The sequence below is a fragment of the Zavarzinella sp. genome (assembly GCA_041399155.1).
GTDB lineage: Bacteria > Planctomycetota > Planctomycetia > Gemmatales > Gemmataceae > JAWKTI01.
Map to the genome: position 1 here is coordinate 113,937 of JAWKTI010000005.1, position 25,474 is coordinate 139,410.

22 protein-coding genes and 1 other RNA gene are annotated in these 25,474 nt (G+C 49.4%); 11 read left to right on the top strand and 12 right to left on the bottom strand.

Features of this window, described 5'->3' with window-relative positions:
• Positions 1 to 84: 84 nt before the first annotated feature.
• Together R3B84_20930 and R3B84_20935 are read right to left on the bottom strand one after the other, a co-directional pair.
• Complete coding sequence (locus R3B84_20930; protein ID MEZ6143036.1) at positions 85 to 873, bottom strand: TIM barrel protein; 789 nt, start codon at positions 871 to 873, stop codon at positions 85 to 87.
• Entirely contained in the window at positions 870 to 2,249 is a 1,380-nt protein-coding gene (locus R3B84_20935; GenBank protein MEZ6143037.1) for an ABC transporter permease, read from the bottom strand. Before R3B84_20935 ends, R3B84_20930 begins: the two co-directional genes overlap by 4 nt.
• 182 nt (positions 2,250 to 2,431) lie before the next feature.
• Here R3B84_20935 and R3B84_20940 point away from each other — a divergent pair, with 182 nt between their 5' ends.
• The 3 genes from R3B84_20940 (at position 2,432) to R3B84_20950 (ending at position 6,141) form a co-directional block, all read left to right on the top strand.
• Positions 2,432 to 3,685, top strand: a complete 1,254-nt coding sequence (locus tag R3B84_20940) for a sigma-70 family RNA polymerase sigma factor (GenBank protein MEZ6143038.1) — start codon at positions 2,432 to 2,434, stop codon at positions 3,683 to 3,685.
• A gap of 386 nt (positions 3,686 to 4,071) precedes the next feature.
• On the top strand, positions 4,072 to 4,356 hold the full coding sequence (locus R3B84_20945) for a hypothetical protein (GenBank protein ID MEZ6143039.1): 285 nt from the start codon (positions 4,072 to 4,074) through the stop codon (positions 4,354 to 4,356).
• Positions 4,357 to 4,590: 234 nt separating this feature from the next.
• The gene (locus R3B84_20950) at positions 4,591 to 6,141 is read left to right on the top strand and encodes a sigma-70 family RNA polymerase sigma factor (protein ID MEZ6143040.1); all 1,551 of its coding nucleotides are present in this window, start codon (positions 4,591 to 4,593) and stop codon (positions 6,139 to 6,141) included.
• Between the two features lie 3 nt (positions 6,142 to 6,144).
• On the opposite strand, the gene R3B84_20955 is transcribed toward R3B84_20950, so the two are convergent.
• Positions 6,145 to 6,591, bottom strand: coding sequence for a GNAT family N-acetyltransferase (locus R3B84_20955; protein MEZ6143041.1), 447 nt, complete (start codon positions 6,589 to 6,591; stop codon positions 6,145 to 6,147).
• A gap of 333 nt (positions 6,592 to 6,924) precedes the next feature.
• Here R3B84_20955 and R3B84_20960 point away from each other — a divergent pair, with 333 nt between their 5' ends.
• Together R3B84_20960 and dnaE are read left to right on the top strand one after the other, a co-directional pair.
• The gene (locus R3B84_20960) at positions 6,925 to 7,647 is read left to right on the top strand and encodes a hypothetical protein (GenBank protein ID MEZ6143042.1); all 723 of its coding nucleotides are present in this window, start codon (positions 6,925 to 6,927) and stop codon (positions 7,645 to 7,647) included.
• A gap of 100 nt (positions 7,648 to 7,747) precedes the next feature.
• Positions 7,748 to 11,248 carry a DNA polymerase III subunit alpha gene (dnaE, locus tag R3B84_20965; protein ID MEZ6143043.1) on the top strand — a complete coding sequence of 1,167 codons (3,501 nt, stop codon included), beginning with the start codon at positions 7,748 to 7,750 and terminating at the stop codon, positions 11,246 to 11,248.
• A gap of 6 nt (positions 11,249 to 11,254) precedes the next feature.
• On the opposite strand, the gene R3B84_20970 is transcribed toward dnaE, so the two are convergent.
• The gene (locus R3B84_20970) at positions 11,255 to 12,148 is read right to left on the bottom strand and encodes a DUF1559 domain-containing protein (GenBank protein ID MEZ6143044.1); all 894 of its coding nucleotides are present in this window, start codon (positions 12,146 to 12,148) and stop codon (positions 11,255 to 11,257) included.
• Positions 12,149 to 12,177: 29 nt separating this feature from the next.
• Positions 12,178 to 13,293: a hypothetical protein gene (locus R3B84_20975; GenBank protein MEZ6143045.1), complete on the bottom strand. Its 1,116-nt coding sequence runs from the start codon at positions 13,291 to 13,293 to the stop codon at positions 12,178 to 12,180.
• 447 nt (positions 13,294 to 13,740) lie between these two features.
• Between R3B84_20975 and R3B84_20980 the strand changes: the two genes are divergently transcribed.
• The 5 genes from R3B84_20980 (at position 13,741) to R3B84_21000 (ending at position 19,966) form a co-directional block, all read left to right on the top strand.
• Positions 13,741 to 14,265: a hypothetical protein gene (locus R3B84_20980; protein MEZ6143046.1), complete on the top strand. Its 525-nt coding sequence runs from the start codon at positions 13,741 to 13,743 to the stop codon at positions 14,263 to 14,265.
• Between the two features lie 167 nt (positions 14,266 to 14,432).
• Entirely contained in the window at positions 14,433 to 15,296 is an 864-nt protein-coding gene (locus R3B84_20985) for a HEAT repeat domain-containing protein (protein ID MEZ6143047.1), read from the top strand.
• Positions 15,297 to 15,484: 188 nt separating this feature from the next.
• Positions 15,485 to 18,313 (top strand): protein kinase, encoded by a 2,829-nt coding sequence (locus tag R3B84_20990; GenBank protein ID MEZ6143048.1) that lies wholly within the window; start codon positions 15,485 to 15,487, stop codon positions 18,311 to 18,313.
• An 85-nt stretch (positions 18,314 to 18,398) separates the two neighbouring features.
• Positions 18,399 to 19,325, top strand: a complete 927-nt coding sequence (locus R3B84_20995) for a PmoA family protein (GenBank protein ID MEZ6143049.1) — start codon at positions 18,399 to 18,401, stop codon at positions 19,323 to 19,325.
• Positions 19,326 to 19,444: 119 nt separating this feature from the next.
• Positions 19,445 to 19,966, top strand: coding sequence for a hypothetical protein (locus R3B84_21000; GenBank protein ID MEZ6143050.1), 522 nt, complete (start codon positions 19,445 to 19,447; stop codon positions 19,964 to 19,966).
• Between the two features lie 72 nt (positions 19,967 to 20,038).
• Here the strand turns inward: R3B84_21000 and rnpB are convergent.
• The 7 genes from rnpB to R3B84_21035 form a co-directional block, all read right to left on the bottom strand.
• An RNA gene (gene rnpB, locus R3B84_21005) (RNase P RNA component class A) lies at positions 20,039 to 20,444 on the bottom strand.
• Positions 20,445 to 20,461: 17 nt separating this feature from the next.
• Entirely contained in the window at positions 20,462 to 20,953 is a 492-nt protein-coding gene (locus R3B84_21010; GenBank protein ID MEZ6143051.1) for a histidine phosphatase family protein, read from the bottom strand.
• A gap of 41 nt (positions 20,954 to 20,994) precedes the next feature.
• The gene (locus R3B84_21015) at positions 20,995 to 21,453 is read right to left on the bottom strand and encodes a DinB family protein (protein MEZ6143052.1); all 459 of its coding nucleotides are present in this window, start codon (positions 21,451 to 21,453) and stop codon (positions 20,995 to 20,997) included.
• A gap of 150 nt (positions 21,454 to 21,603) precedes the next feature.
• Positions 21,604 to 22,134, bottom strand: a complete 531-nt coding sequence (locus tag R3B84_21020; protein MEZ6143053.1) for an NYN domain-containing protein — start codon at positions 22,132 to 22,134, stop codon at positions 21,604 to 21,606.
• Positions 22,135 to 22,138: 4 nt separating this feature from the next.
• Positions 22,139 to 22,324, bottom strand: a complete 186-nt coding sequence (gene yacG, locus R3B84_21025) for a DNA gyrase inhibitor YacG (protein ID MEZ6143054.1) — start codon at positions 22,322 to 22,324, stop codon at positions 22,139 to 22,141.
• 8 nt (positions 22,325 to 22,332) lie between these two features.
• Positions 22,333 to 22,635: a zinc ribbon domain-containing protein gene (locus tag R3B84_21030; GenBank protein ID MEZ6143055.1), complete on the bottom strand. Its 303-nt coding sequence runs from the start codon at positions 22,633 to 22,635 to the stop codon at positions 22,333 to 22,335.
• A gap of 83 nt (positions 22,636 to 22,718) precedes the next feature.
• On the bottom strand, positions 22,719 to 24,137 hold the full coding sequence (locus R3B84_21035) for a DUF1501 domain-containing protein (protein ID MEZ6143056.1): 1,419 nt from the start codon (positions 24,135 to 24,137) through the stop codon (positions 22,719 to 22,721).
• Positions 24,138 to 24,648: 511 nt separating this feature from the next.
• Between R3B84_21035 and R3B84_21040 the strand changes: the two genes are divergently transcribed.
• Positions 24,649 to 25,413 carry a hypothetical protein gene (locus R3B84_21040; protein ID MEZ6143057.1) on the top strand — a complete coding sequence of 255 codons (765 nt, stop codon included), beginning with the start codon at positions 24,649 to 24,651 and terminating at the stop codon, positions 25,411 to 25,413.
• The last annotated feature ends 61 nt before the right edge of the window (positions 25,414 to 25,474 follow it).

Genomic DNA, 25,474 nt, shown 5'->3' on the forward strand with positions numbered 1-25,474 from the left:
GCCTTACTAATCAACTATTCACCTGATTAGCTTCTTATAGTTAAGATTCTTAAGACAAATAGATGCCAGGTGGTGCCCACCTGATCATGAAGAAATTGTCATTTTTCGTAGAAATTGGATCCCGGCTTCGAAGTCCTGCATTCGGTTTGGTCCTGGGGTGCGGCGTTGCACAATCCAGCCACGGTACTCAATCGCACTTAACGTGGCAATCATTGCCAGCCAGGAGACGTCACCCGCACCCAGAGCGACTTCCTGCGTGCCTTCGCTGACACTGACCTTTCTGGCATCGCGTGCGTGAAAGTGGCACAGTCGGTCTTTCAGCAGCACCAGGTCTTTTAATGGTTCGTGGCGGTGAAAAATCATGTTCGCCGGATCGTAATTCACCTGTAATGAACCGAAAGAAAATTGCTGTAAGTACTCTACCACAGAGGGGATAGGATCGAAACCGATCTCCATTGCCACCAGACAGCCAAGCCGGTCGCCGGTGCTGCCCAGAAAATCCAGCGATTCCCGCAGCACCCGTGGGCGTTCGCCTTTTTCGTCGGCAACTGGAATTTGCGGCAGTGGCACCAGCACCACGTTGCTTTGCAGTTCACACGCCAGCACCATCGTATCGCGAATCGCCTCCAGGCGTGGCTGAAGTTGAAATTCATCGTCGATCCCACGTTGCAGTGGGCAATTCAGTGCCGTCAGGTGGGCTTCATGGCTTTTCAGCAGGTTGCGAATGTCTCTACGGGCAGTTTCGCCTAAACTTTTAGGTGCGAATTCGCCCACCGCACTCATCTGCAGGCCACGTGCCCCAATTCGCACCATGTGGGGTAGTATCGACCGAAACCGAAGTTGTGTTGCTTCCCCGACAATTCCCAATTTCATATTTCGCCTCGTTGTCGATTTCGAACCGACTGCCACCACAATTTCAACCGCACCCGTGGGCTAAGTGCTTGTTGGGAACGAAATAAGACGTTTTCGCGTCGAAACTGGCGGGATGCCCAAAACAGGCTGATCCACACGTAAAAGAAGAAAGAACCCAGACCGGTGCACCATGTCAGAGCGGAGATCGGCTTGCCCGAAACAGACAGCAGATTTTGCAGGATCAGCACCAGACCAGATATAGGTATCATACTGAGTCCGGGCGTAAGCTGGATTCCGGGCGTCAGCGGGATCAGGCTTAACGGCATCACCAGCAGCATAATGGGCAGCAGATAATACTGGCCTTCTTTGGTAGAACGGGCGAACGCACCCAGGCCCAGTGCCAAAGAACTGAAAAACATCGCCAGTGGGATGGCAAGAATGCAGGTCCAGGCCAGGCCGGTAAACGACAATATTGGTTCAGGCAGGAAAAAGCCCGCAATGATTGCCCCCAGTGCCATCCACATTAAGTTGTAAATGGCGGACATGTAGCCAAAAACGAACACAGCCAGAAACTTGCCCGCCACAATTTCCGATCGGCGGGCGGGGCAGATCAGAAGGGTTTCCATGGTCCCACGTTCTTTTTCGCCCGCGGTCAGGTCAATCGCGGGGTGCAGGGCACCAGCCATCGTCCACATGACAATCAGCAGGGGTAGGAATTTTACCAGTGTATCCCGCAGTTCGTTTGCAGTTAGCTGGGAAAGCGGTTTGCCTTGTTCTGGTGTGACAATTTGAAACGGTTGGTCGAAGGAATTGGTTAAGCCTGCCTGTTCAAAGCGGGTGGCGTTCAGTTTGTTGCGGTACGCACCCAGAATCGATTCTACCCGCCCCATCGCCAGCTTGGAAGTTTCGTCGCTTTCGCGTCGCATCAGGCGAATTTCTGGTTTTTTGCCAGCAATAATCAGTCGTTCAAAATCCGACGGCAGCACCAGCATGGTGTCTACTTCTCGATTTTGCAGTGGGGCCGGATCATCGGAATCGAGCCAGCGAACCGCCAGTTGGTCGGAACCAGCAGCCTGCGTGGGTTTTGATGATTGACCAAGCAGTTCTGGATGAAATTGTTCGTCCTGAAACAGTGCGGGCCAGCGGGTTTCTGGCAGTTGCGTGCTGGCAAGGCCCCCCACCGCCAGAGCGAAGTTGTTGGGATCTGCAGTGGCGGGTCGCACTACGCCCACGATCGACTTCTGGCCCATCAGCGTGCTGGCGAACAGAAAGCCCACCGCAGCAAAGGCGGGGTAAATAATGGCAGGAAGTAACAGGATCAGCATCAGCGTGCGACGATCCCGCAAGAGATCGAGGATCTCCCGCCTGGCAATCAGGATGACGATTGGCTTTTTCATAATCTCATTCTAGAACGGCCCACGCGGGGAAGGTAGTACGCACCCAGATCAGGGGAGGAATCCGGTACAATTAATGAAAGTTATCTCATTTTTATTTTCTCCACCACATTTTTTTGCAGCAGTGGTACAACATTGCCCGTGGTGGGTACTTACTCCATGAATGTTCAAATGCGGATAAAACGTTGAAGCAATCGATACAGCACCTGGTGCAACAGATTCGCACGCCGGCAAGTACTGATCAGGTGTTACTGGAACAGTTGCGGTCAAACGACCCTGCAGCCTTTCAGGAACTGGTGCACCGTTACAGCAGGTTAGTGTGGGCGGTTTGTCGTAGTCAATTGGCGTGCGAAGCGGATGCGGAAGATGCTTACCAGTCTGCCTTTCTGGTGCTCTACCAGCGACATACATCAATCCGAAAACCCGAACAGATTGGATCCTGGTTGTATCAGGTTGCTTTTCGAATCTGTGTCAAAGTTCGCCGTGCCCAACAGCGACGCCAGCGATATGAAATTGGTGCCGCGCGTGCCGAGGGGAGTGAGGTTGTAGTTGCCACCCAACTGTGGGATGAAACCCTGCAGCAGGTCTACGAAATCGTTGCTGGCTTGCCGGAAACCTACCGCACTGCGTTTGTGCTGTGCTGTCTGGAAGGGAAAGGTTTAACAGAAACGGCTGAACAGCTTGGCTGGAAACTGGGCACACTTTCTGGTCGTTTAAGCCGGGCAAAAGCAAAAGTGATCAAGGAATTGCAGTCCAAAGGACTGTGCATGCCAGTGCTGGCAACAATCGGTCTGGCGACACCTGCCGCAGCTTTACCCGCACGCACAGCAGAGATGCTTATCAACAGGATGAACATTCCAGCAAATATTTCACAATTCGCCCAGGGAGCATTGACGATGTATTCAACAGGGAAAATGGTGGTGGCGTTCATCATCGCCACCACTCTGGTTCTGACGGTAGGCAATCGCTGGCTGACGCAATCTGCCGCACAACAACCCACGGTGCAGACACCTTCACCCACCCAGAAGCCAAAAAATTCCGATAGCCCAACTTCAAATGAGGACAAACTGAAAAATGTTGAAGAAACGTTGTTGCAACTGTTTCAATTGCGTTTCAACGAAATAGAAGCCGAATTAAAAGAGCTGACCCAGCAACAGCAACTTGGATTAATATCTGAAATAGAATTACGCAATGTACATGAACGATTACTTACTGCAGTAACTGAACTATACGCGGATAATCTGGCAAAGCAAAAGCCGTACTTTGAGGCTTATCTTGAACTCGCCAATAAAATCCAGAATAAAGTTCAAAAGCAATTCAACGCCGGTCTTGTTAACAGCGTTGAGCTTCATCGCGCCAAAGCAATGAATTACGATGCCCAGATAAAATTGTTGATGTTGACAGCACGTATGAATGCAACAAAGCCCAAGTCAAAGTAAAAAACTGGCGATGGGAAACAAGTTTCCTCACTCAGATTCTATTTGGCTAAACTCTTTAGATAAAGAACAATTTTATTTTAAATTTGGTTTTTCGACTGTGACCTATTTTGAGAAAAACTTCCAAAAATGTGGCATAAATACTTGCACTTGCTGTAAAGATTCTGTTAAAGTGCCATTATCGTTATGTGGGACGATTTGGTAAAACATCATCTAAATATCAATAAAATTAATATACAGTTATTATTTTATCGGTTTAGATTTAATCAGTACGTTTTAAATGTGCGAGGTATGTCTGACTACTGAATATCCACATTTCTCAAGTACAGAACGTTTTGAGAATGTTTTACCGAAGACTAATTTGCAACACAGCTACCAGGAGATTTTCTATGGACGAACTAATTGCCGAATTCGAGACGATCATCAGTTTGATGCCAACAGATCGTGAATTCACCAGCCACGAGTTTATTCTTGCACTCGCCCAGCGTAATCAGGCTGCCTACGTTGCTGGACTATCGAATTACACCGCAGGTGGGGCTCCGTTCCAGGCACTCCACGGTCAGCTCTCGCAGGCGCTTAGCGACTTCCCTACGTTGGTTAAGCATACTGGAGATGCTGCTAGCGAAGATATCTTCCGGAATCGCGGTAGATGTGCCACGTGGCGGCGGGTTTAGTAACATTTGCGCGAAACACGGACCTTAATCGTTGTTGTTTCTAGAACTCTTCACCGGATTGGTTGTCGACTTCGATGAGAATGTTACACATTAAAATCCCCAAGTTTGCCAGATGAACTCCTCTGTTTCAATAATGCACTAACTACATGAATTTCCCACAATTTTTTGCCGCAATGGTACAACATAGCCCATGGCGGGTACTAACTAGATGAGTGTTCAAATGTGGGTGAGGCGGTGAAGCAATCGATTCAGCACCTGGTGCAGCAAATTCGCACCCCGGCCAGCACCGATCAGGCGTTGCTGGAGCGGTTACGTTCAAACGACCAAGTGGCCTTTCAGGAACTGGTGCACCGTTACAGCAGGCTGGTGTGGGCGGTTTGTCGCAGTCAATTGGCGTGCGAAGCGGATGCGGAAGATGCTTACCAGTCTGCCTTTCTGGTGCTCTACCAGCGACATACATCAATCCGAAAACCCGAACAGATTGGATCCTGGTTGTATCAGGTTGCTTTTCGCATCTGTGCCAGGATTCGCCGTGCCCAAAATCGGCGTCAGCACCATGAACATGGTGCCGCACGTGCTGAAGGGAGCGAAGTTGTTGCCAACCAACTGTGGGATGAAACCTTGCAGCAGGTATATGAAATCGTTTCGGGCATGCCGGAAACCTATCGCACCGCGTTTGTTCTGTGCTGTCTGGAAGGGAAAGGCTTAACAGAAGCGGCAGAACAGCTAGGCTGGAAACTCGGCACACTTTCTGGTCGGTTAAGCCGTGCTAAAGCAAAAGTCGTCCGGGAATTGCAATCGAAAGGACTTTGCCTGCCGGTACTTGCGACGATTGGTCTGGCCACACCTGCTGCAGCACTGCCCGCACGCACAGCAGAGATGCTCATTCATCAAATGAACATTCCAGCAAATATTTCACAATTCGCCCAGGGAGCTTTCACAATGTATTCAACAGGGAAAATGGCGCTGGCATGCATCATCGCCACCACGTTGGTTCTGACGGTAGGCAATCGCTGGCTGACGCAATCTGCCGCACAACAACCCACGGTACAGGAAAAAGAAATTGTTCAGGAAAAACCATCAAAGATTTTGCCAAAAGAAGAACAAAATGATTACCCCTTTCGACTATTGGATTTCTACAAAGTGAATGGGAAAGCATTGCCAGAAGTTTTCCGGCCAAACATCGAGGCAAGTCGGTTACGCGGAGGTGAAATTTCCAAACCAGGTAGATATGAACTTCGCGAGGGTACTTTGATTGAATTAAAGTATACGCACATGATTTTTTCAAACAATGCAACTCCGTATGTAAAAGAATTGGAAGTTACAACGGAAAAAAAAGGGATTGTCATGCTGTCACCGCATGGGATACGTGCAGTTGATTATGAAAATGCAAGTCAGTTTGAGAGAGGGTTACTTGAATTAAAAAAAATTGATGCATTGCCGGCACCAAATTTGAATCCTCGCAATCAGTTCAAATACGAGAGAGAAGTACAATTCTATTTCGAAGCGACAAAAGTAGGGGAAGAGAAGGTAACGATCACCATTAATAAGCAACCGCATGAATATACGTTTGTTGTCGTCCCTGATCCACGGAAGTCTTATGTGCTGCTGAAAACCATTGATCCGAAAGATGCATCTCTATTAGAACGAATATTCCAAACGGCGTTGATACCTCATCATTTTGTGGGTGAGAAGGAGTATCAAGTCATGGTTCCCGCAGAAATGCGTGAGAAAGCGATTGAAGTTCTGAAAAAGGACACCCGTAACAGTAAGCCGAAAGATTAATTCTTACGCGTTTTCCGGGCCTCGGTTGATGTTCATGAAGAGCAGCGAAGGTTGAGTTTGCCAGCCGATAGCTCGCCAGAACTCTTCACCCGATTGATTGTCGGCTTCGATGAGAATATTGCACTTTAAGATCCCCTGGGTGGCAAGTGCCTGCAGACACCGTTCGACCAATTGGGTGCCCACACCTTTGCGACGGCGATCGGTTTTTACTGCCACGTGGTAAAGGAAACCCCGTCGCCCATCGTGGCCGGCCATCGCCACCCCAACCAGGATGCAATTTTCCAGAGCCACCTGACTGCACGTGGGGTTACGCTGTAAAAAAGTCACCAGGTTACTGTGGGAATCAACATCCCGTAAGCGAATGCCACGGCACCCTTCCCAAAGTTCCAGTGCGGCTGGAATATCCTTTTCCAGCATTTCCCGATATTCCATCAACGGTAAAGCCCTCATGAGTACCACAGAACGTACCAATTCTACCGACTTGCGCGAATCTTGAGAAAAAATCTACAATTCCGCAAATTTTTTTGCCATAACGTCGAAAGTGTAGCAAAATCGAACACTTTTTGTGGTGTATTTTGATACAGTGACCGATTCTGCAACAGCAATATCATCCGCCTGAACAACCAATTTCCATGCGGGATACTTTCATAAGTCCTTAATTTATTGATACTTGAAGAAATTCTTGATTTTATTTTCCTGCTTTGGCACAGAGATTGCAAATTGGTTCTTTTGTGCAGCATAGTGTCGTGGGGCACATCCTTTCTATCAACGGGAGAATTGGTAATGTCACATCGCAAATGGTTTCTGTCAACAGCGTTGGCAACGGTAGCAATTTTTGGTTCCTGGGCGCTGGATGCCCACGCACAGGGTAGAGGTGGTCGTGGTGGCCCAGGTGGCGGCGGAGGCGGAGGTCGCGGTGGAATGGGTGGAGGAATGATGGGAGGAGGCGGCCAGATGGGGGGTCGCGGTGGAATGATGGGCGGCGGAGGCGGCCAGATGGGTGGAGGCCGAGGTGGCATGGGAGGCGGCCAGATGGGTGGTCGCGGTGGAATGGGTGGAGGAATGATGGGAGGAGGCGGCCAGATGGGCGGAGGCCGAGGTGGTATGGGTGGTGGCAATTGCCAGGGTGGAGGCCAACAGGGCGGCATGATGGGTGGTGGTCGAGGTGGCATGGGTGGTGGTCAGATGGGGATGCAAGGCGGCATGCGTGGAATGCAGGGTGGCGGCCAGATGAATCAGATGCAAATGCAGCAAATGCAGATGCAGCAGCTTCAGGCGCAGATGCAGAACAACCAGATGATTGTGAATCAACAACGTCAGGCATTCATGGCCCGCCAACAGAATAATGTGCAGAACAATGCTGCTAACTTCCAGAATCTGATGCCCGCAGAAACCCGTGCCGCTTACAACGTGCGTCGGCTGAATCCTGGCTTCAAGCAGGGCGATCCCAGCCCATTGATGGATTGGACGACTTACAACAAGTACCGGGCCATGTTTCCCGACTGATAATGCGTTCCATCGATACCCTCACGTGGGATCATCGCTAAAATAACTTTTCAGTTGTTTTGTGTTTTGCCCAGATCGAAATCCCACGGATAACAGATTGATGACTCAACCGTCTTTTGTGCATTTACATTGCCATACTCACTACAGTCTGCTGGATGGGGCCAACCGCATTCCAGAACTGGTGGCACAAACAAAAAAGCAGGGCATGAATGCCCTTGCCATTACCGACCACGGTAACCTGTTTGGTGCTATCGAGTTTTACAACGAATGTACCAAAGGTGGGATCAAGCCGATCATTGGTTATGAAGCATATCTGGCGACGGGTCATCGCCTGGACAAAAATCTGAAACAGGGGGATGCTTCGACGCACCTGACCTTGCTGGCAAAAAATCTGCAAGGCTTTAAAAACCTGATCAAAATGGCTTCCATTGCTTACACGGAAGGTTTTTATCGTCATCCACGGATCGATCGGGAGTTGCTGGAAGCCCACTGCGAAGGACTGGTGTGTCTCAGTGGGTGTCTCGCAGGTGAATTAAACGATTTCATCCTCAAAGGCGATGTGCGGAAAGCACTGAACTCCGCACAGTGGTTTCAAAAGGTCTTTGGCGATGATTACTACATTGAGTTGCAGAACAACGGCCTGGATTTGCAGGATCAGGTAACACCCGAAGCGATTCGGATCGCCAAAAAAGCCGGGATTCCACTGGTGGCCACTGCCGATGCCCACTATCTGAGTGCGGATGATGCAGAAGCCCACGACGTGCTGTTCTGTATTAACACGGGTCGCAAGCGTAACCCAGCCAAGAAGCAGTATCCCGAAGGAAAACTGCCCAACCCATACTATGTGCGTTCGCCAGAAGATATGGCCCGGCTGTTTCCCGATCAATTGGAAGCGGTGGCGCAATCGCAGAAGATCGCCGATGGTGTTGATATTCAGATCAACTTCAAACAGCGGCATTTCCCGGTGTTTACCCCACCTTCAGGCAAAACACCCGAAGACTACCTGCGGGAACTCTGTGCGGCAGGGATGGTGGAACGCTATGGTGCCGAACCCAGCCAGGTGGCGAAAGATCGCCTGGAGCACGAATTGGGCATCATCTGCAAGATGGGCTTTGCTGGCTACTTCCTGATTGTGTGGGACTTTGTTCGCTTCGCACGTGAAAACGGCATTCCCTGTTCCGCCCGTGGTTCCGGTTGTGGTGCCGTGGTATCGTTCGTGTTATACCTCAGCCACGTCGATCCGATTGAATACGACTTGCTGTTCGAACGGTTCCTGGATCCCAATCGAAGTGAAGCACCCGATATCGATATCGATTTCTGCCAGGATCGGCGGGAAATGGTCATTGATTATGTGAAACGACGCTACGGCGAACAAAGCGTCGCCCAGATTGGCACCTTTGGCACCATGGCAGCCAAGGCAGCCATCAAAGACGTGGGCCGCGTGCTGGATATCCCACTGGAGCGGGTGAACTTCATGACCAAGTGGGTCAGTGCTAAACCTGGCACCACCATTGAAGACACACTGAAAAGCTCAGTGGAGTTCCGCAAGGAATATGAATCGGACCGCAATGTGCGGGAGTGGATTGATATTGCCCTGAAACTGGAAGGCACCAATCGTAACGCAGGCACCCACGCAGCCGGCGTGGTGATTGCCAACGGGCCCATTACCGATTATGTGCCGATTCAGGTGATCAAACGGAAAGATGATGCTGGCGAGGTGCGGCAGGCCATTACCACACAATGGGTGATGGGCGACCTGGAACAGATCGGTATGCTCAAGATGGACTTCCTGGGCTTACGCACGCTCAGCCTGATTGATAATGCCCTGAAACTGATCAAACAGAACCACAAACTGGATCTGGATATATTTGCCATCCCGATGGACGATCTGCCCACGTATCAACTGTTGCAGCGTGGGGATGCCAAGGGGGTATTTCAATTTGAATCGGATGGCATTCGCGAACTGTTGAAACGCCTGCGGCCCGACAACATTCGTGATATCATCGCCTGTACGGCACTGTATCGTCCTGGCCCACTGGAAGGTGGGATGGTGGATGAATACATCGAATGCAAACATGGTCGTCGGCAGCCAAATTATCCCCACCCCATCATGGAAGAGGTGCTGTCGGAAACGTTCGGCGTGATGGTATACCAGGAACAGGTCATGCGTATCCTCAACCGCCTGGGTGGGATTGAACTTTCCAGTGCGTATGCATGTATCAAGGCGATCAGCAAGAAAAAGCAGGAAATTATTGATGCCCGCAAGATCGATTTCATTAAAGGTGCCACCACTAAAGGCCTGTCAGATCAGAAAGCGGAAGAAATCTTCAATCTGATTGTGAAGTTCGGTGGCTACGGCTTCAATAAATCGCACTCCGCAGCATATGCTCAGGTTTCGTACCAGACTGCCTACTTAAAACGGCACTACACCGCAGAATTTATGGCCGCACTGCTCTCTTCAGAAATTGAAGATGGCAATAAGCGCGAAATGCTGGTCGACCACATTGCCGATACCCGCAAATATGGCGTGCAGGTTCTCCCACCGGATGTGAACCGTGGGGAGCCAGATTTTACGGTAAAGAACGGCCAGGTCATTTTCGGCCTGGTGGCCATCAAGGGCCTCGGTCGCAATGCTGCAGAAGAAATTTCCCGTGCTCGAGCTGAAGGTGGGCCGTTCAAAAGCATTTACGATTTCTGCGAACGGGTAGACACCAAAATTACCTCGCGATCAGCGATTGAACGAGCAATCAAAGCTGGTGCGTTCGATTCATTCTCCAAACCGTTTGCCCACCGTGCTCAGTTGATTGCGGTGCTTTCCGGTGCCATCCAGTCTGCAGAACAGAAACAACGCGACCGCGAACGTGGCCAAGGCGACCTGTTTGACATGTTTGCTGAAGAAGCGGGCACGACAGGAGGGGATGGTGCAGATGATTTACCGGTCGTTGATCGCTGGTCGAACACGGAACAGTTAAAGTTTGAAAAAGAAGCCCTGGACTTCTACTTTTCCAGCCACCCACTGGCAGAACATGAAGCACAGTTACGGCGATTCAGCACCCACACCTGTAATCAGGTGAATGAAGCCCGCCACGGCACCGAAGTTCGTTTTGGTGGGATGCTGTCCCAGATTCGCCAGATGACCACCAAGAAAGGTGCCCGCTATGTGCGTTGCAAAGTAGAGGATTTTACCAGCCAGGTCGAGTGTGTGATGTGGCCGGATTCCTTTATCACGTTTGCCGAACATTTCACGGACGATGCGGTTTACCTGTTTGAAGCCAACGTGGAAGACGATGCCCGCGGCAGTGGCAAAGTGGTGATTCTGAAAAAACTGATGACGATGGAACAGGCCCGCCAGGAATTGACGAAAGGCTTAATCATTAACCTGACCCTGGGGCAGCACGGTCCAGAGCAATTGCCTTTTCTGCAAAGTGTGCTGACCCGTGCCCGCGGCAACTGCCCGGTGTTCGTTCAGGTAAACGATGCCCTGGGTAAAAAGGCCCGCTTCCGCCTGGGTGGGGAATACCTGGTGAACCCCAGCACCATCCCGGTGGATGAAATTGAAAGCGTCCTTGGCATGGGCTCCGTGCTGTTCACAGGGGTGTAAAGAACACTACTGATCGTTGACAATATCTTGACTGGCGCGAGTAGCTAGCGACAACAATGATGAGTTACCAGCATATCTAATCATGCGAACACTGCCATCGCACATCAGAAAATTGGCCCCACCAGTATGAAATGACCAATAGTGAAACATAGAGCAAATATTGTCTGAATCACCGAGGGAGTATTGATAAGGACCTAAAGAACAATCCTTGTAGTTATCTTTGGGATACGAATTTATTTCGTGAACACCCAGGTGCATGTCAGCAGTTCCCAATCCCTCCAGGCCTAATCCAGAATACCACCAACCATAGCGATTATCCTTAGAAGGTGGACGTTCACCTACTAACAAGGTAGTGCTGGTGCCATCCGTAATGTCGGCTATACGCGTTTTTGAATCGATGTACATCACACCGGTTGTGCGATCAGCAGCCTCGCCTGATACAGCAATGTAAGATGTCAGAGAATGAGGTAACTCAAACTCGGGATCACGGCATACGAAATCGCTGAACCGTGGGTCCGATGGACAACTAACCATCCTTAACTGTTCTGTGTCAGGATGCTGATAGCCTGCAACTTGCTGTAAATGCCATGGTGAATGCTGATAAGCAACTACAGCACGTTGCCAGATCTTGTCCTGCTCAAAATGAGGGGAAATCCTGGGAACCCAACCAAGTAAAGGTTGATGAGGATCGTTAAATGAGGTTGAGCCAGGGGGGAAACTTCCGTGCGATGCATGAAATGAATGAAATGCCAGACCGAGCTGTTTTAACTGATTGATACAGATGGTACGCTCACTGGCAGAACGCACACGTTGGACAGCTGGAATAATCAGACCAGCAAGAATGGCGATAATTGCGATAATTACCAGCAATTCAACCAAACTAAAAGCACGTCGCGACATCGAAAGAATATCCTTTGCAAATCAGGATGCTACTTGGAATATCTTCGATAAACCAACAGTAACACTAGAAAAAGATTCGCTGATAACAGCCCAAAAATAAGATATTTTCGCCATGGAGGATAAATAATTTCGTAAGTACCATCCCTATTTACTTCTACTTGCAGCAATTCCTCATCTTTAACAACTGCTTTAGACAATTTTGATTTGTCTAAGACAAATCTGGTGTTCCCACCACCATCTGGAATCACCCATTGATCAATTGGAGTGCCTTCCGGTATGGGTGAACGAAATAGAGAATTGGGATCCGAAATTTTTGTTGCAATAAATTCCTTCACTTCAGATACAACACTAGGGGTGCCATTGGTGTTGAATGTAGTTAACACCATACTTTTTGGCAGCCAGTACGATTCTGTATATTGATAGTCAAATTGCATCGCTTCCTGCAAGATAGGCTGTTCACCAGGTGATTTTCGAAATCTACGAATCTCTTTGATCGCGTAATCTTTAGTGCTGTCAACAATAATGTTGTAGTACGTACCGAACTTTCCGTAAGGACGAGTTTGAAATTCTATGTGATTCTCTGGTAATATACGATGCACGCTAAGCCAGCTGGGATCTGGCGTGTAGTTAATTTTTAATCGTGTGTCATCTCCAGGTTGTAGTAATAAGCATGCATACGAATTCAAGATGCAATGATACTGACTATACATTAAGGAGCTGCTAACAACCCCCTTTTGTATCATGTATTTTGGGTTGTCTGCAATAGTGGTATCGAGTTTTCCATCAAAATAAATCGATCCAACTAAAGAATTAAATTTACCATTATAGATTTCGATTGATTCAGTGAATCTCTTGCCTGTTCGATCTTTTTTGTCAATTTTCTTTGTCGCAATCTTTGTTCGTTCGTTAGCAAAGTCTACTGCCATCGTGATATCGCCCAGACTGAAGGGTTTGCGTTTGACACCAGAATCATATGATGTATTGAATGGCGTATACTGGTACTGGAAAATTGGATACTCATGCTGCCTCCGTTTCCAGGCAGAGATTGCTTTGAGAATTTCTGGATCATGATCCTGGGCAGCCCCAAAAGAGGCCACTACAAAATTATGGACGATCAACCATACAAACAGTATAAATCTATGCATTGCTCTATCCAATGGAACTTAGGGCATGGGCATGTCGATCAATGTTACTTCGCATTTTTGTCTTCCAACTTCATTTTCCTTACCGACTTGCTTTCATCCCAAACCTTCGCCAATTTTGAAGGTTGTTGATAATTTGTCGAGTTAGTCTACAGCATCCACTGCATCTTCTTCATCCGATTTTTTTGAAAGCCAGCGAAATGACAGCAGCATATTCTGATCGTCCTGGCATCTGAGCAACAGCACTTAAATACTCATCCTCGATAGTAACAATTCTGACGGGTTTTGCAACCTTTTTTCGATTTTCCCCATTTTTTTCACAAACTGCTTTACTCAGCTATTATCGCGTCGGAAAAATTTCTACAGGAGAGTTTACTTGTCTCACCAATACGGATCTGCCCTTGTTGTTTGGGATACAATAACTGTACCTAAGAGATAAGGGGGTTGGACATGAAACGAGTAGTAGCGATGATGTTGCTGGCGGTGGGAATGGTTTCCCTGTTAGCAGACGAGCCGGCAAAGAATCCAGCCGCGGGGCAGCCAAAAGGGAAAGCAGGGGATAAGGAATTTGTGCGTGATCGCGACACGTTTCACTTCCTGCTGAGCAACCACAAAGAGATCACCCGCACGGTGAAAATGCTGGACAATGGCGTGGAAACATTTACCGAATCGAAGAATCCCGAGGTGGCGAAAAAGATTCAGGAACATGTGCCCGCGATGTACGAACGGTTGAAATCCGGTAAAGGCGTGCGGTACTGGGATCCTCTTTTTGCGGAAGCGTTTCGCCACGGCAAAAAGATGAAAATGGAAATCACCAAGACCAAAACTGGTGTGAAAGTGGTGGAAACCGCAGAAGACCCTGCGGTGGTTAAGGTGATCCAGGCCCATGCGGAAGTGGTTTCCAAGTTCGTCGCGAATGGTTTCGACGAAGCCCACAAGGAACACCCACTACCACCTGTCGATAAGAAAAAATAATTCCCCACCGTGCGTACAACGATGGATATTCCTATCTATTTTGATTCCATCCACTTTGGTTGATTTTCACCCACGAAGTTTCCCTTGACCTTTCCGCCCACTGTGGTATTGGGTGGCGTGCTGGCACCTTTCGCGAGTGCTGGCATCTGATACGCAGGGGGGATTTCATGCGTCGATGGCTCATGCGACTTTTCGCTGTAACTATTTGTGGTGCAAGTGGTTGCGCGAGTACAATCGATTTTGTTACTGGGGAACGGTTCCTGTCGAACCCGGTAGAAGCAGTCTTTACACCTGCAGAAGAGCCCATGTGGGTGCTGGAAAACGCACCAGAAGGGGATCGGCGGGAAAAAGCATTCCGCGATCTCGAAGAACCAATCCACAATGGTGGCGATGCGGCCCAGCAGGCCAAAGCAGTGCAGTGGGTGCGTACTGGTGCCACGACTGACCGTCGGGCGTTGGTGCGTCTCGCAGCAATTGAGGCTGCTGCCAACTTTAAAGATCCCCAGGCCGCCGATATTCTGGTCGACGCCTATCGAAATGCCGCATTTAATGCCCCACCGACGACAGGATCGGCGGATGTTCAACCCGTTGCTGGTCTGGAAAAAGCAAACGAAGTGGCATCATTCACACCCGATACGATCACAACGATTCGTTGTCGCAGTCTGGCGGGGTTGGGCAAAATCCAAAGCCCCAAAGCACGTGAATTATTGATTGAAGTTGCCAAACAGCAACAAACTAACATCAACCCACAACAGAATCTGGACAGCCTGTCGCTCGCCCGCTTCAATGCCACCGTGGGGACAAACGAAACCGACCACCAGACCGTGCGTCTGGCAGCAATCCGCTCTCTTGGTGAATACCGGAATGACCCCGCTGCGATGCAGGCCCTGGTCGAGATTATGGAATCAGAACGGGATGTCGCACTGCGAAGCCGGGCCCACGAATCATTAGAAATGATGTCCGGCCAGAGCTTCCCCGCCGATCCCAAACCTTGGAAAGAGTGGCTGAATAGTAAACAAGGCACCCGATAGGGGGCAGATCCCTTGGCACGTTGACTTTTTGAATCCTGATTAATTCTAAATACATTCATTGTTTCCTGGAATAGCCCAACCAGCATACTCAGTTCCTTTTGTGTTGCAATGAGTAGTACTTGATCGTACTATTCTGCTACAATATCTCAAATTGCTTTTCCTGGGACAGATAGCCCCAAGCAGGAAACATGTCGAATCCAAATAATGAACCGGTTACAGAAACACTGACCAATCGTCCCATTGCACCACCACAGCAGCTTGAAACGCATCTGGGGCACACGACGGAATCAGCACATGATGCCATTCCTTTTGCCCCACCGTTAGCTGCGGGGGAACTTGGCAGATTGGGCAAGTATCGTATTATCAGAGAACTGGGCCATGGTGGTATGGGGGCAGTATATCAGGCACACGATGAGCACCTTGACCGTGATGTCGCACTGAAAGTAATGCTACCCACTGCTGCAAAGAAAGAGATTGCGAAAACCCGATTTTTGAGAGAAGCACGGGCTGCCGCAAAAATTGACAGTGATTACGTTGTTGCCATCTATGAAGCAGCCGAAATTGACGGCGTTCCCTACATTTCGCAACAATTGCTGAAAGGTTGTCCTCTCGATGAATATCTGGTCAGCAAGGGCTCACTTTCAATTCCAGAGATTATTCGGATCGGACGTGATGTGGCCCGTGGTTTGGCAAAAGCACACGAACTTGGGTTAATCCACCGCGACATTAAACCAGGAAACCTCTGGTGCGAAGTTCCTGATGGCCGCATCAAAATATTGGATTTTGGGCTGGCGAAATCTTTTGCAGATAATGGCCCAGAGGTAACCAGTAATGGTTCAATTCTGGGGACACCTGCCTATATGTCGGTGGAGCAGGCAAGTGGCGAACAGCTCGACGGACGCTCGGATCTCTTCAGCCTGGGTGCAGTTCTCTATCGACTTGTTACAGGTCAAACTCCATTTCCTGGTAATCATCCAGGTCAGGTGCTGAAGGATTTACTAATAAAAGAACCAACACCGATTCTAGATTTACAACCGAATATTCCACCAGAACTGGCAAATTTCATTCATCGACTGTTGGCTAAGAATCCTGATCAGCGTCCCCAGACTGCTCAGGATGTTGAAAGCGAATTGAGCCAGTTGTTGCGATTTTGGGAGCCTTTGGAGAATCGAACAGTAACTTCCGCAAACATTACATCCACAGTACTTCCACTGGCAGGACAGGCAACAGCAGTAGACTCTATTGCCAATAAACCTACTGTCGACATGCCGTCCAGCGTAAAGAAAAATACTTTTTTTCGAATACTACTTTTTCTCGTTCCACTGCTGATCGTGGTAGCGGGTGGCTACATCATCATCAAAATCACTAACAAGGATGGCACGGTAACCGAGTTAAAGGTCGACGATCAATCGAAGATCGAAATCGATGGCAGGATTGTGACGCCTGAACCACCGAAGCCAGAACCCAAGAAACTCATTCGTGATTACGATCCTGAATACAAGTGGCTGGCAGCTCTACCTGCAGAAGAGCAGGTAAAAGAACTCAGCGAAGAATTGAAGCGACTCAATCCTGGCTTTGATGGGAAGCTGGAACCGACCATCGAGAAAAATAAAGTAATTTACCTGAAATTTTTTACGATGAAAGTTTCAAATATTGCTCCATTGAAGGCTATAAATAGTCTTGTTAGTTTACAAATGACTGGAGCTAATGCTTATGATCCGGGGAAATTAGCAGATATTTCCCCACTTAAAGGACTGAAATTAGAAGTGCTTTATATTGGATCTAATCCCATCACTGATCTGTCTCCACTACAAGGGATGCCGATCAAATGGCTGGATCTCTGGGCCTGCCCTTACAAAGATTTGATGCCACTGGAGGGTATGCCGCTGACATGGTTAAATCTGGGTGGTGCGAATCAGAACCCTGATCTGTCGCTGTTGAAGAAATTACCACTTGAATTCCTGGGTATGAACACATCGCAAGTCAGCGATCTTGAACCTTTGACTTCGCTTCCTCTCAAAACGCTTCATTGTTCAAATACAAAAGTCCAAAGTTTAAAGCCGCTGGAAAACATGAAGCTTCAGAAGTTAACATTAACAAATACACTCGTTGCAGATTTGTCGCCGATCAAAGAGTTAAGCTTGGTTTTTCTGGAGTGTGATGGCTCGAAAGTAACCAATTTAGCACCAGTCAAAGGAATGCCTTTAAAAACCATCCGCTGCAATTTCAACTATCAGCGCGATTGCCAGTTGCTTCGTGAGATCAAAACACTGGAGAAAATTAATGACCGACCTGCAGCAGATTTCTGGAAGACCATGGAACTGAGCCAGCTACCCCCAGTAGAAGGCCCGGCGGCAGATCGTCGAGCAGCCGAGTGGGTGCTCTGCCATGGTGGAACGGTAGGAATTAAAAATGTCGGTGATATTAAAGCAATGATCGATCTTCCAAAAGCAGATTTTGAAATTACACACATTAAAATGCATTGGATGAGAATTAACGATGATGAATTATTAATCCTTAAAAATTTAAAGTCGCTTGTTTCCTTCCAGACACAGGTTGCATTAATAACCGATGATGGACTAGCACATTTAAAGAACATCACTTCACTAAAAGAGATAACTCTCCTCGGATCGATTGTTACTGATGTCGGTTTGGCACAGTTGAAGGGCTTGCCTAATCTTGAATGGTTAAACGTGAGTGGCACTAAAGTTGGAGATGCTGGACTGGAGTATCTGAAAGAAATCCCGTCTCTTCAAGCAATACAAATGGAGGCAACCCCAGTAACGGATGAAGGACTGGTCCACATCAAGGATTTCAACAATCTCGGTCTGTTATTCCTGGGCAGCACGAGAGTAAGTGACGAAGGACTAGTCCACCTGAAAGATTGCAAAAAGCTTAAACATCTTGATTTGAATCATACGAAAGTGACTGCAGAAGGGGTAAAGACATTCGCGGCTGCGATGCCCCAATGCCGAATCATCAGCGACTTTGGAGTCTTTGAACCGAAGATCAAGTAATAAAGCCCCGCCAATTTTTCCCTTCGCTAAGTTCGTGCGGGTCTGGTACCATACTTCAGGATAAAATTCCGCACGGAGTAAGCAGATGGCGTTTCAATTTCCCCGTTGTGAAGTAGTGCCCACAGCCGATCATCAGGCCGTTTTTCGCATTGATGGTGAAGAACGCCTGCGTTGGCATTACGGTCCCGATTACCCACGGCCGTTTCTCTATCCGCTGGTGGGGCCATCTGGCACCGTGCTGACACGGATGGGACATCCGGGTGCTCCAAACCACGATCATCATCGTTCAATCTGGTTCGCCCACAATAAGGTGCTGGGCATCGATTTCTGGGCAGATCGCAAACCGCCGAAAATTTATCAGAAAGATTGGTACTGCTACGTCGATGGTGCGGATGAAGCGGTGATGGCAGTACAACTGGGCTGGCAGGATGGCCACGACCCAAAAGATCTGCTGGTACAGGACGTGATTGTGGCGGTGCGGCCCGGACCAGATAAAGAGCTGTTTCTGGAAATCCAGACCACCTTCAAACCGGTGGCGGCAGAACTGGAATTCGGCAAAACTAATTTTGGCTTTCTGGCCGTGCGGGTGGCAAAGCACCTTTCCGCCCACTTTGGCGGTGGGGAATTGACCGGATCGGATGGCACGAAGGGAGAACCTGCCCTGTTTGGCAAAGCGTTCCGCTGGATGGACTATTCTGGGCCCGCACCAGGTGGGGATCAGGAAGGGATTACCTATTTCGACCATCCAGGCAATCCCGGTCACCCGGTGAAGTGGCACGTCCGCGAAGATGGCTGGATGGGTGCGTCTGTATGCATGGATGGGCCCCACACGATTTCCAAAGAAGGCCCCCTGACGTTGCGTTACCTGCTTTGGGCCCACCGTGGGCAACATAAGCTGGATAAGGCAGCCAAAGTTTTTCAGGATTTTTCTAATCTGGGCATGTGGGAGTTGGTGAAACAACCCGTCAAACACACCATGTGGGGTGTCAAACGCCTGCCAGTCCGTGGCTAACGAAAAAAATGAGAAAAATATCATTTTCTATGGGCGGAAACCGATGAAAATCCGTTTTTGCGAAATCTCACGCACCGTGGGGCGAATAACGTTAAAACGGTAATAAAGAGGCTGGAATCATGCTCGGCGATTATGAAACCCAGATGGAATACCACGGACGGGGTGCAACAGCGATTGAAAAAGCGATGACCATTCTGGTTTCTCGTGGATTTTCGTTGCAGGAACATAGTGAACAGCACGTTCTGGCCACCAGCAGTGGCTATAACAATAATCGTCAGGACCCACTGCTTGGGGCGTCTCAAATTGAACTGCGTGCGGGCTATAACAACTTACAACTCTCAGCCGATCTCAGCAGTGCTCGCTGGTTGCAGAAATTTGTCAGCACTTTTCCGATGATTTTAACCGTTGTGATCTTGGGGATTGTCAGTATTGTTCTCTCCCTGACCACGCCAATGGGAGTGTGGGTATATATTCTGCTGGGTATCTTTGCAGTGGATGTCGTCATATTTTCCATCGTGGGAAAACTTGTTGGCGGCAAGATCATGCAGAATACCACCAATGCACTGGAACAGTTTCTGAACAACGTGGTACAACTGGCGGATGCCCAACTGGCCTCGACCCATCCGCATGAAGACAGTTGAATCACGCGAACAAAGTTAGCTTTTTGGGCAACAGCGGGTAAATTGCATTAAACAGAAATCAGAAATATCGGCTTCGCAGGCCGGAATGTAAGCCGGGTTTTGTACCAGGCAAGCCTGGCAGTAGTCATTTATCTAGCCCATCTGTTGCCAGGTGGGTCGAGCAGCCTACCCGAGAGTCAAATGAACCGAGCAGGTTCTCCCCTCTGTTTGGCCTTGCTTCGAGTGGGGTTTGCCGAGCCAATCAGTCGCCTGATTGCTGGTGGGCTCTTACTTTCAGGAATTGCTTCCCCCACCATTTCACCCTTACCACTGTTGTTGCCAACGGTGGCGGTATCCTTTCTGTTGCACTTTCCCTGCAACCACTCCCAATTCGCCGAAATCAGGCTAGTTGCGGTGGACGTTATCCATCACTCTGCTCTGCGAAGCCCGGACTTTCCTCTCCTGGCCATTCACCAGCAGCGACTACCCATCCGACCTGCGATAAAAATATTATATTCATTCCAGAAATTCTGGTGGCAGCAACATACGAAGTTTTCCACAGCCTTTTTGCAGTGGCAACTGGCAATCCAGCAACGCAATTGCAGCTTTTTTGTAGTGGATTCGAACACCCGCATTGCCAATCAGCCAGGCCACAAAACGACTGATCGTGGGTTCGTGGCCCACGAGTGCCGCAGACTCCTGCACGCTCGTGGATATTTCACCCGCCATCTCTTTATTGTCGCCATTCAGATCGAGCGTGGGCAGCACGACACGGTGGGGTCCTTCAATTCCCCAGGTACTGGCCAGAATATCGGCTGTCTGGACTGCACGCACGAGCGGACTGCTCCCCACGTAACTTGGGATCAGGTGGTGCTTTGCCAGAAAGCCTGCAACCGCGCGGGACTGGGCAATTCCTGTTTCGGTCAGGTAACGTTCCCCGTCAATTCCCTGGGTAAGGGCAGGATCGACGGCTTCTGCATGTCGAATCATTAATAAACGCAGGATCATGAATCAGTTCCTATGGGCAGGTATTTGCTAAAAACCTGTTTTCAGAATCCTTCCCGAACAAACATAATAAAATCAGTGCTGGGCGTGGTGCCACCGGACCTGCCAGTGATTTTTGCCACCTGCCCACGATGATACCCACCGTGCGTCACCACGTGCGTCAGAATATCCGCGATCGGGTGGACAAATTCCTGCCCAGCAAAGTTACGAAAGTTCAGCGTGTTACTCAATTGCTCATTCGTAATACTGCTGAGATATTCCTGATAGCCGTTCTCGTTGTTCACAATCCATTGCTCGCATTCGTCCAGCGTCAATGTAGGCCATACCTGCAAAAGAGATGGTCGCTGCAAGAGTCGACTTAACCAAACTTCTTCGGCAGCAAGCACATGCGAAAAAAGCGGGCCCCCATCTGGCAGTGCCTCTGGTGTGGCACGCAAGGTGGCACAGATTCGCCTGTTAGCCCAGGCAGCATAACGAAACAAGCGTTGAAAATAGTCGATCATCGGTGGCACCCACAAAAGCAGTACAGCACCAATATCTTATATGAAAGTTACTTTTGTTTAAGTTACTTAGTCTTCACTTGCTGATTCATCAATTAATTGGTGTTGTTGTTTTGAAAAGCGTCGAGAGTCTTAGGCAGGGTTGATTTTCAGTTATTTTGAAGTGCGTTTGTTACGTCGGTGCGGCTGGGATTTCTGCGAAAAAGCCGCCAGCAATTCCTGTTCAAGTTCTGGTGAAGTATCTGGAATTTCTTTTTCAATATCTGCAGGCAACTCGTCCGCTGGTGGGGGATTTGATAGCAGCAGATCGACAAACCCCTGACATCTGACCTGTCTGGCACCGTGGATATGGGCAGCATCCCGAACCCGCCTGTCGTTCGATACAACGGTCCATTTTTCAGGTGTGCGCAGATGGCTCAATTCTTCTTCGATGTAAGAATCGGCGCAACTGCCGTGCACGACAATCACCCGCATCCCAAATCGGGTGGTTTCTCTGGCCCCACCGTAAGAGTTCTGTGCATCGAAAACGATACGAATTTCCCACTGTTTGCCCGAAAGATGGTCTGCGATCCAGGAAAGCATCTCTTCTCGGGCACGGTGCAGGCCAGATTGCCCCGCCTTTTCATCGATGCGAGTACCGATTGCATGCAGCAGGTTGTACCCATCGATCAGAAATTGTTCCATGGCATCAGGTATCCGAATCGTGGGATTCATCGATCGTGGATTGATCGACAGGTTCCGAGCTGAAGCGGTACGATTCCCCCAGCCACCGACCCAGATCAATGGTGCGGCAACGTTTGGAGCAAAACGGGTATTCAGGCCACTCGTTCATCGGCCCGGGCATGGGCAAGTCACAAATGTCGCACTTGTTCATCGACTTTTTCATGATTTACTGTCACTGGAGCCACCGGTTGCAGGTGCGGCAGGTGGCGTGGCGGGTGCTGCAGGTTTATCACTGGCCGCAGGTGGGGTGTCCGCTTTCGCAGAATCTTTGTAACCTTCGCTGCGGTAATCAGTTTCGTAAAATCCGGAACCTTTGAAGAGAATCGCAGCACCAGTTCCAAACAGGCGTCGCAATTTGTCTTCATTGCACTTGGGGCATGTTTTTAAGGTATCCGCACTGAACGATTGAAATTCTTCAAACCGATGTCCACAGCCATCGCACACATAATCGTAAGTTGGCATCGCCGTATTCCTGAATGTAACTCAATTGTAACAAGTTAGCGGAAATATTTTCCAGTATTATAGAACCGGGATTTCAATCGGTGCTATCGAATGACGGTCTTGATCAGGTTTCCGTGTACATCGGTCAGGCGACGATCCAGGCCATTGTAACGCCAGGTCAGGCGGGTGTGCTCAAAGCCCAGCAGGTGCAGCACGGTGGCGTAAAAATCCCACACGGTGGATACGGATTCAACCGACTTTCGACCAAATTCGTCTGTTGCACCGTGGGAAACGCCCCCACGAACGCCCGCACCCATCATCCAGCAGGTAAACCCATCCGGATTGTGGTCTCGACCGGGTGTTTTCAACTGTTGGGTGGGCATCCGGCCAAATTCGGTTGTCCAGAGCACCAGCGTGTCTTCCAGCAAACCCGTTTGCTTCAAATCGGACAGCAGTGCGGCTGTCGGCTGGTCGAAAATCGGGCAGTGCCGCTCATAATCGGCTTTCAACGTCTTGTGGGCATCCCAATTGAGCAGCCCATCGACACCAGACGCACGCGACGCACAGTAAAGGTTGACATAGCGAACACCTTTTTCTAGCAAACGGCGTGCCAGAAGGCAGTTTTTAGCATACGCTGCCTTATATTTATTCCCATCGGTGGTGCCGTAGGCTTCATGAGTTTTGGCGGTTTCCCGCGTCAAATCCATCACTTCGGGAGCCGATAACTGCATTTTCGCTGCTAACTCGTACGCAGCCATGCGTGCCTGCAGTTCCGTATGGCCAGGGTCTGCGGCTGCATGATTTTTGTTCAACGTGCTTAGCAGATCTCTTACCGCATCCTGATCTTTCGCGGTAAACCCCGCTGGTGGCTGCAGATTTCGCACCGGCATGTGGGCTGCCATTTCAATCCCCTGGTAGGTGGCTGGCAAAAACCCGTTGGACCAGTTTGCTTTCCCGTTCGGTGGCTCGCCCCGCGTGTCAACCAGGGCAACATACGTGGGCAGGTTATCATTCATCGAACCAAGCGCATAGCTTACCCACGCACCTGCGGCCGGAAAGCCTTCTGAAACGTGGCCAGTATTCATGAAGATGCACCCCGGGCCGTGGGTGTTGCTTTTCGATGTCATGGAATGGATAAATGCCATGTCGTCCACATGTTTTGCCATGTTGGGTAGCAGGCTGGAAATATGCTTGCCCGATTGCCCACAAGGGACAAAATCCCACGGACTGCGCATCAGAGGTCCATTGGGGCCTTGAAATGAAACCAGTTTTTCCTGGCCGGGCATCGCCTGACCATGGCGTTTCAGCAATTCTGGCTTGTAATCCCACAGGTCAATGTGGGAAGCTGCTCCTGGGCAGAAGATCTGCAGCACCCGCTTCGCTTTCGCGGGATGGTGGGTGGTGCCTGGCTTCCAGGTTGGGTTTTCTTTGGCATGTAATGCACCAGAAAGGTGCATTACACCCAGCCCAGCCATTGCGGTGTATACGTTTTCGAAAAACGATCGACGTGTCTGGTCGTCCACAGTAATACTCCTGAATCACCCAGCTTGCTGGTTAATTTGCTACGCTGCCGCTAGCTGCATTGTCTGCATTCATGGAATAAAAGTCACGCAATTTATTTCGAAAATCAAGCGATTGCTGTGCGGATAACCAGATATTTTCTTACAATCCTGGTTGCTGTGTGATAGCTCCACCCATTGTTCTGCAGGAGTGTTGGAAAAAATCACACGACAACTGGTCTTGATCTCCAGGTTCTTTGAAATAAAATCGGGCTCATTCTCGATGATACCCTTTGCTCTTTGCAAAGTAGTTCCATGTATCAACCACATGCACAGGGCGTCCTCTTGAAGTAGAATATCTCCACAAGTGCTAAAAGATATTTTAACAAAATTTAAACACATGAAGCATGTTATCATCTGAAAAGTAGCTTTGGAAGAACGATATAACATTCAAGCGATTATTTAAATTGTCCCACGTGCTGTGGTGCAGACAGTACAGTACTGAGTAAGACAATTTTCCACAGAAGAGGTTTCCATGTCTAAGTTGTTATTAAGCGGTGCCCTTGCGGTACTGATCGGTGTGGGTGCCAATGCCCAACCACGTGGCGATGCTGATCGCCTTCGGGAAGAAATCAAGCGGCTTGAACAGAATCTGGATTCGACCAGAGCACAGTTGAAGCGGGCAGAAGAAGCACTACGTAATGCCGCGGAAGCGAAGCGTAATCCCATGCCACCTGCAAAAGAAAGCAACAGAGGACCTGATTCCAAAGGCCCCAAAGGACCAGGATTTGGGCCAATGGGACCCGGTTTCAAAGGCCCGATGGCACCCAGATCACAAGAAGATATGGCCAAATTACGGAAGGAAATTGAAGAGCGGATGCAATTCTTCCGCAAGTCGGACGACAAAAAAGAACCCAGACCCGAAGGGCGTGCAGAAGAGAAAAAAGGTCCACCAATGCGTGGTGGTAACCTGGAAGACCGGAACTTCGAGGAACTTCGCAAGATGGTCGAACAAATGCGGAAAGAACTTTCAAACCGCATGGGGGAAGGTGACCGCACCCGTGATCGTGGCCCCAGCACCGATAGGCGTCCGGGTGGACCAGGGCGGGGTTTCGGTATGTTCGGTCCAGGTGGACCTGGGCGTGGTGGCTTTGGGATGTCCGGTCGTGGTGGCCCACCCAGTTTCAGCCCAGGAAGGAGCCGTGAGCGTTCCCCACGGATGCCCAGTGTGGAAGCCCGAATCGATTCTTTGATCAAACAACTCGAAGCGTTGAAGCGCGATCTCAGCAACAAAAAGTAGTGGCTGATTTGCCAGTAACGGCAGAAAACCCAAACGGGTATTCAGTTATTCGTACCTTCCG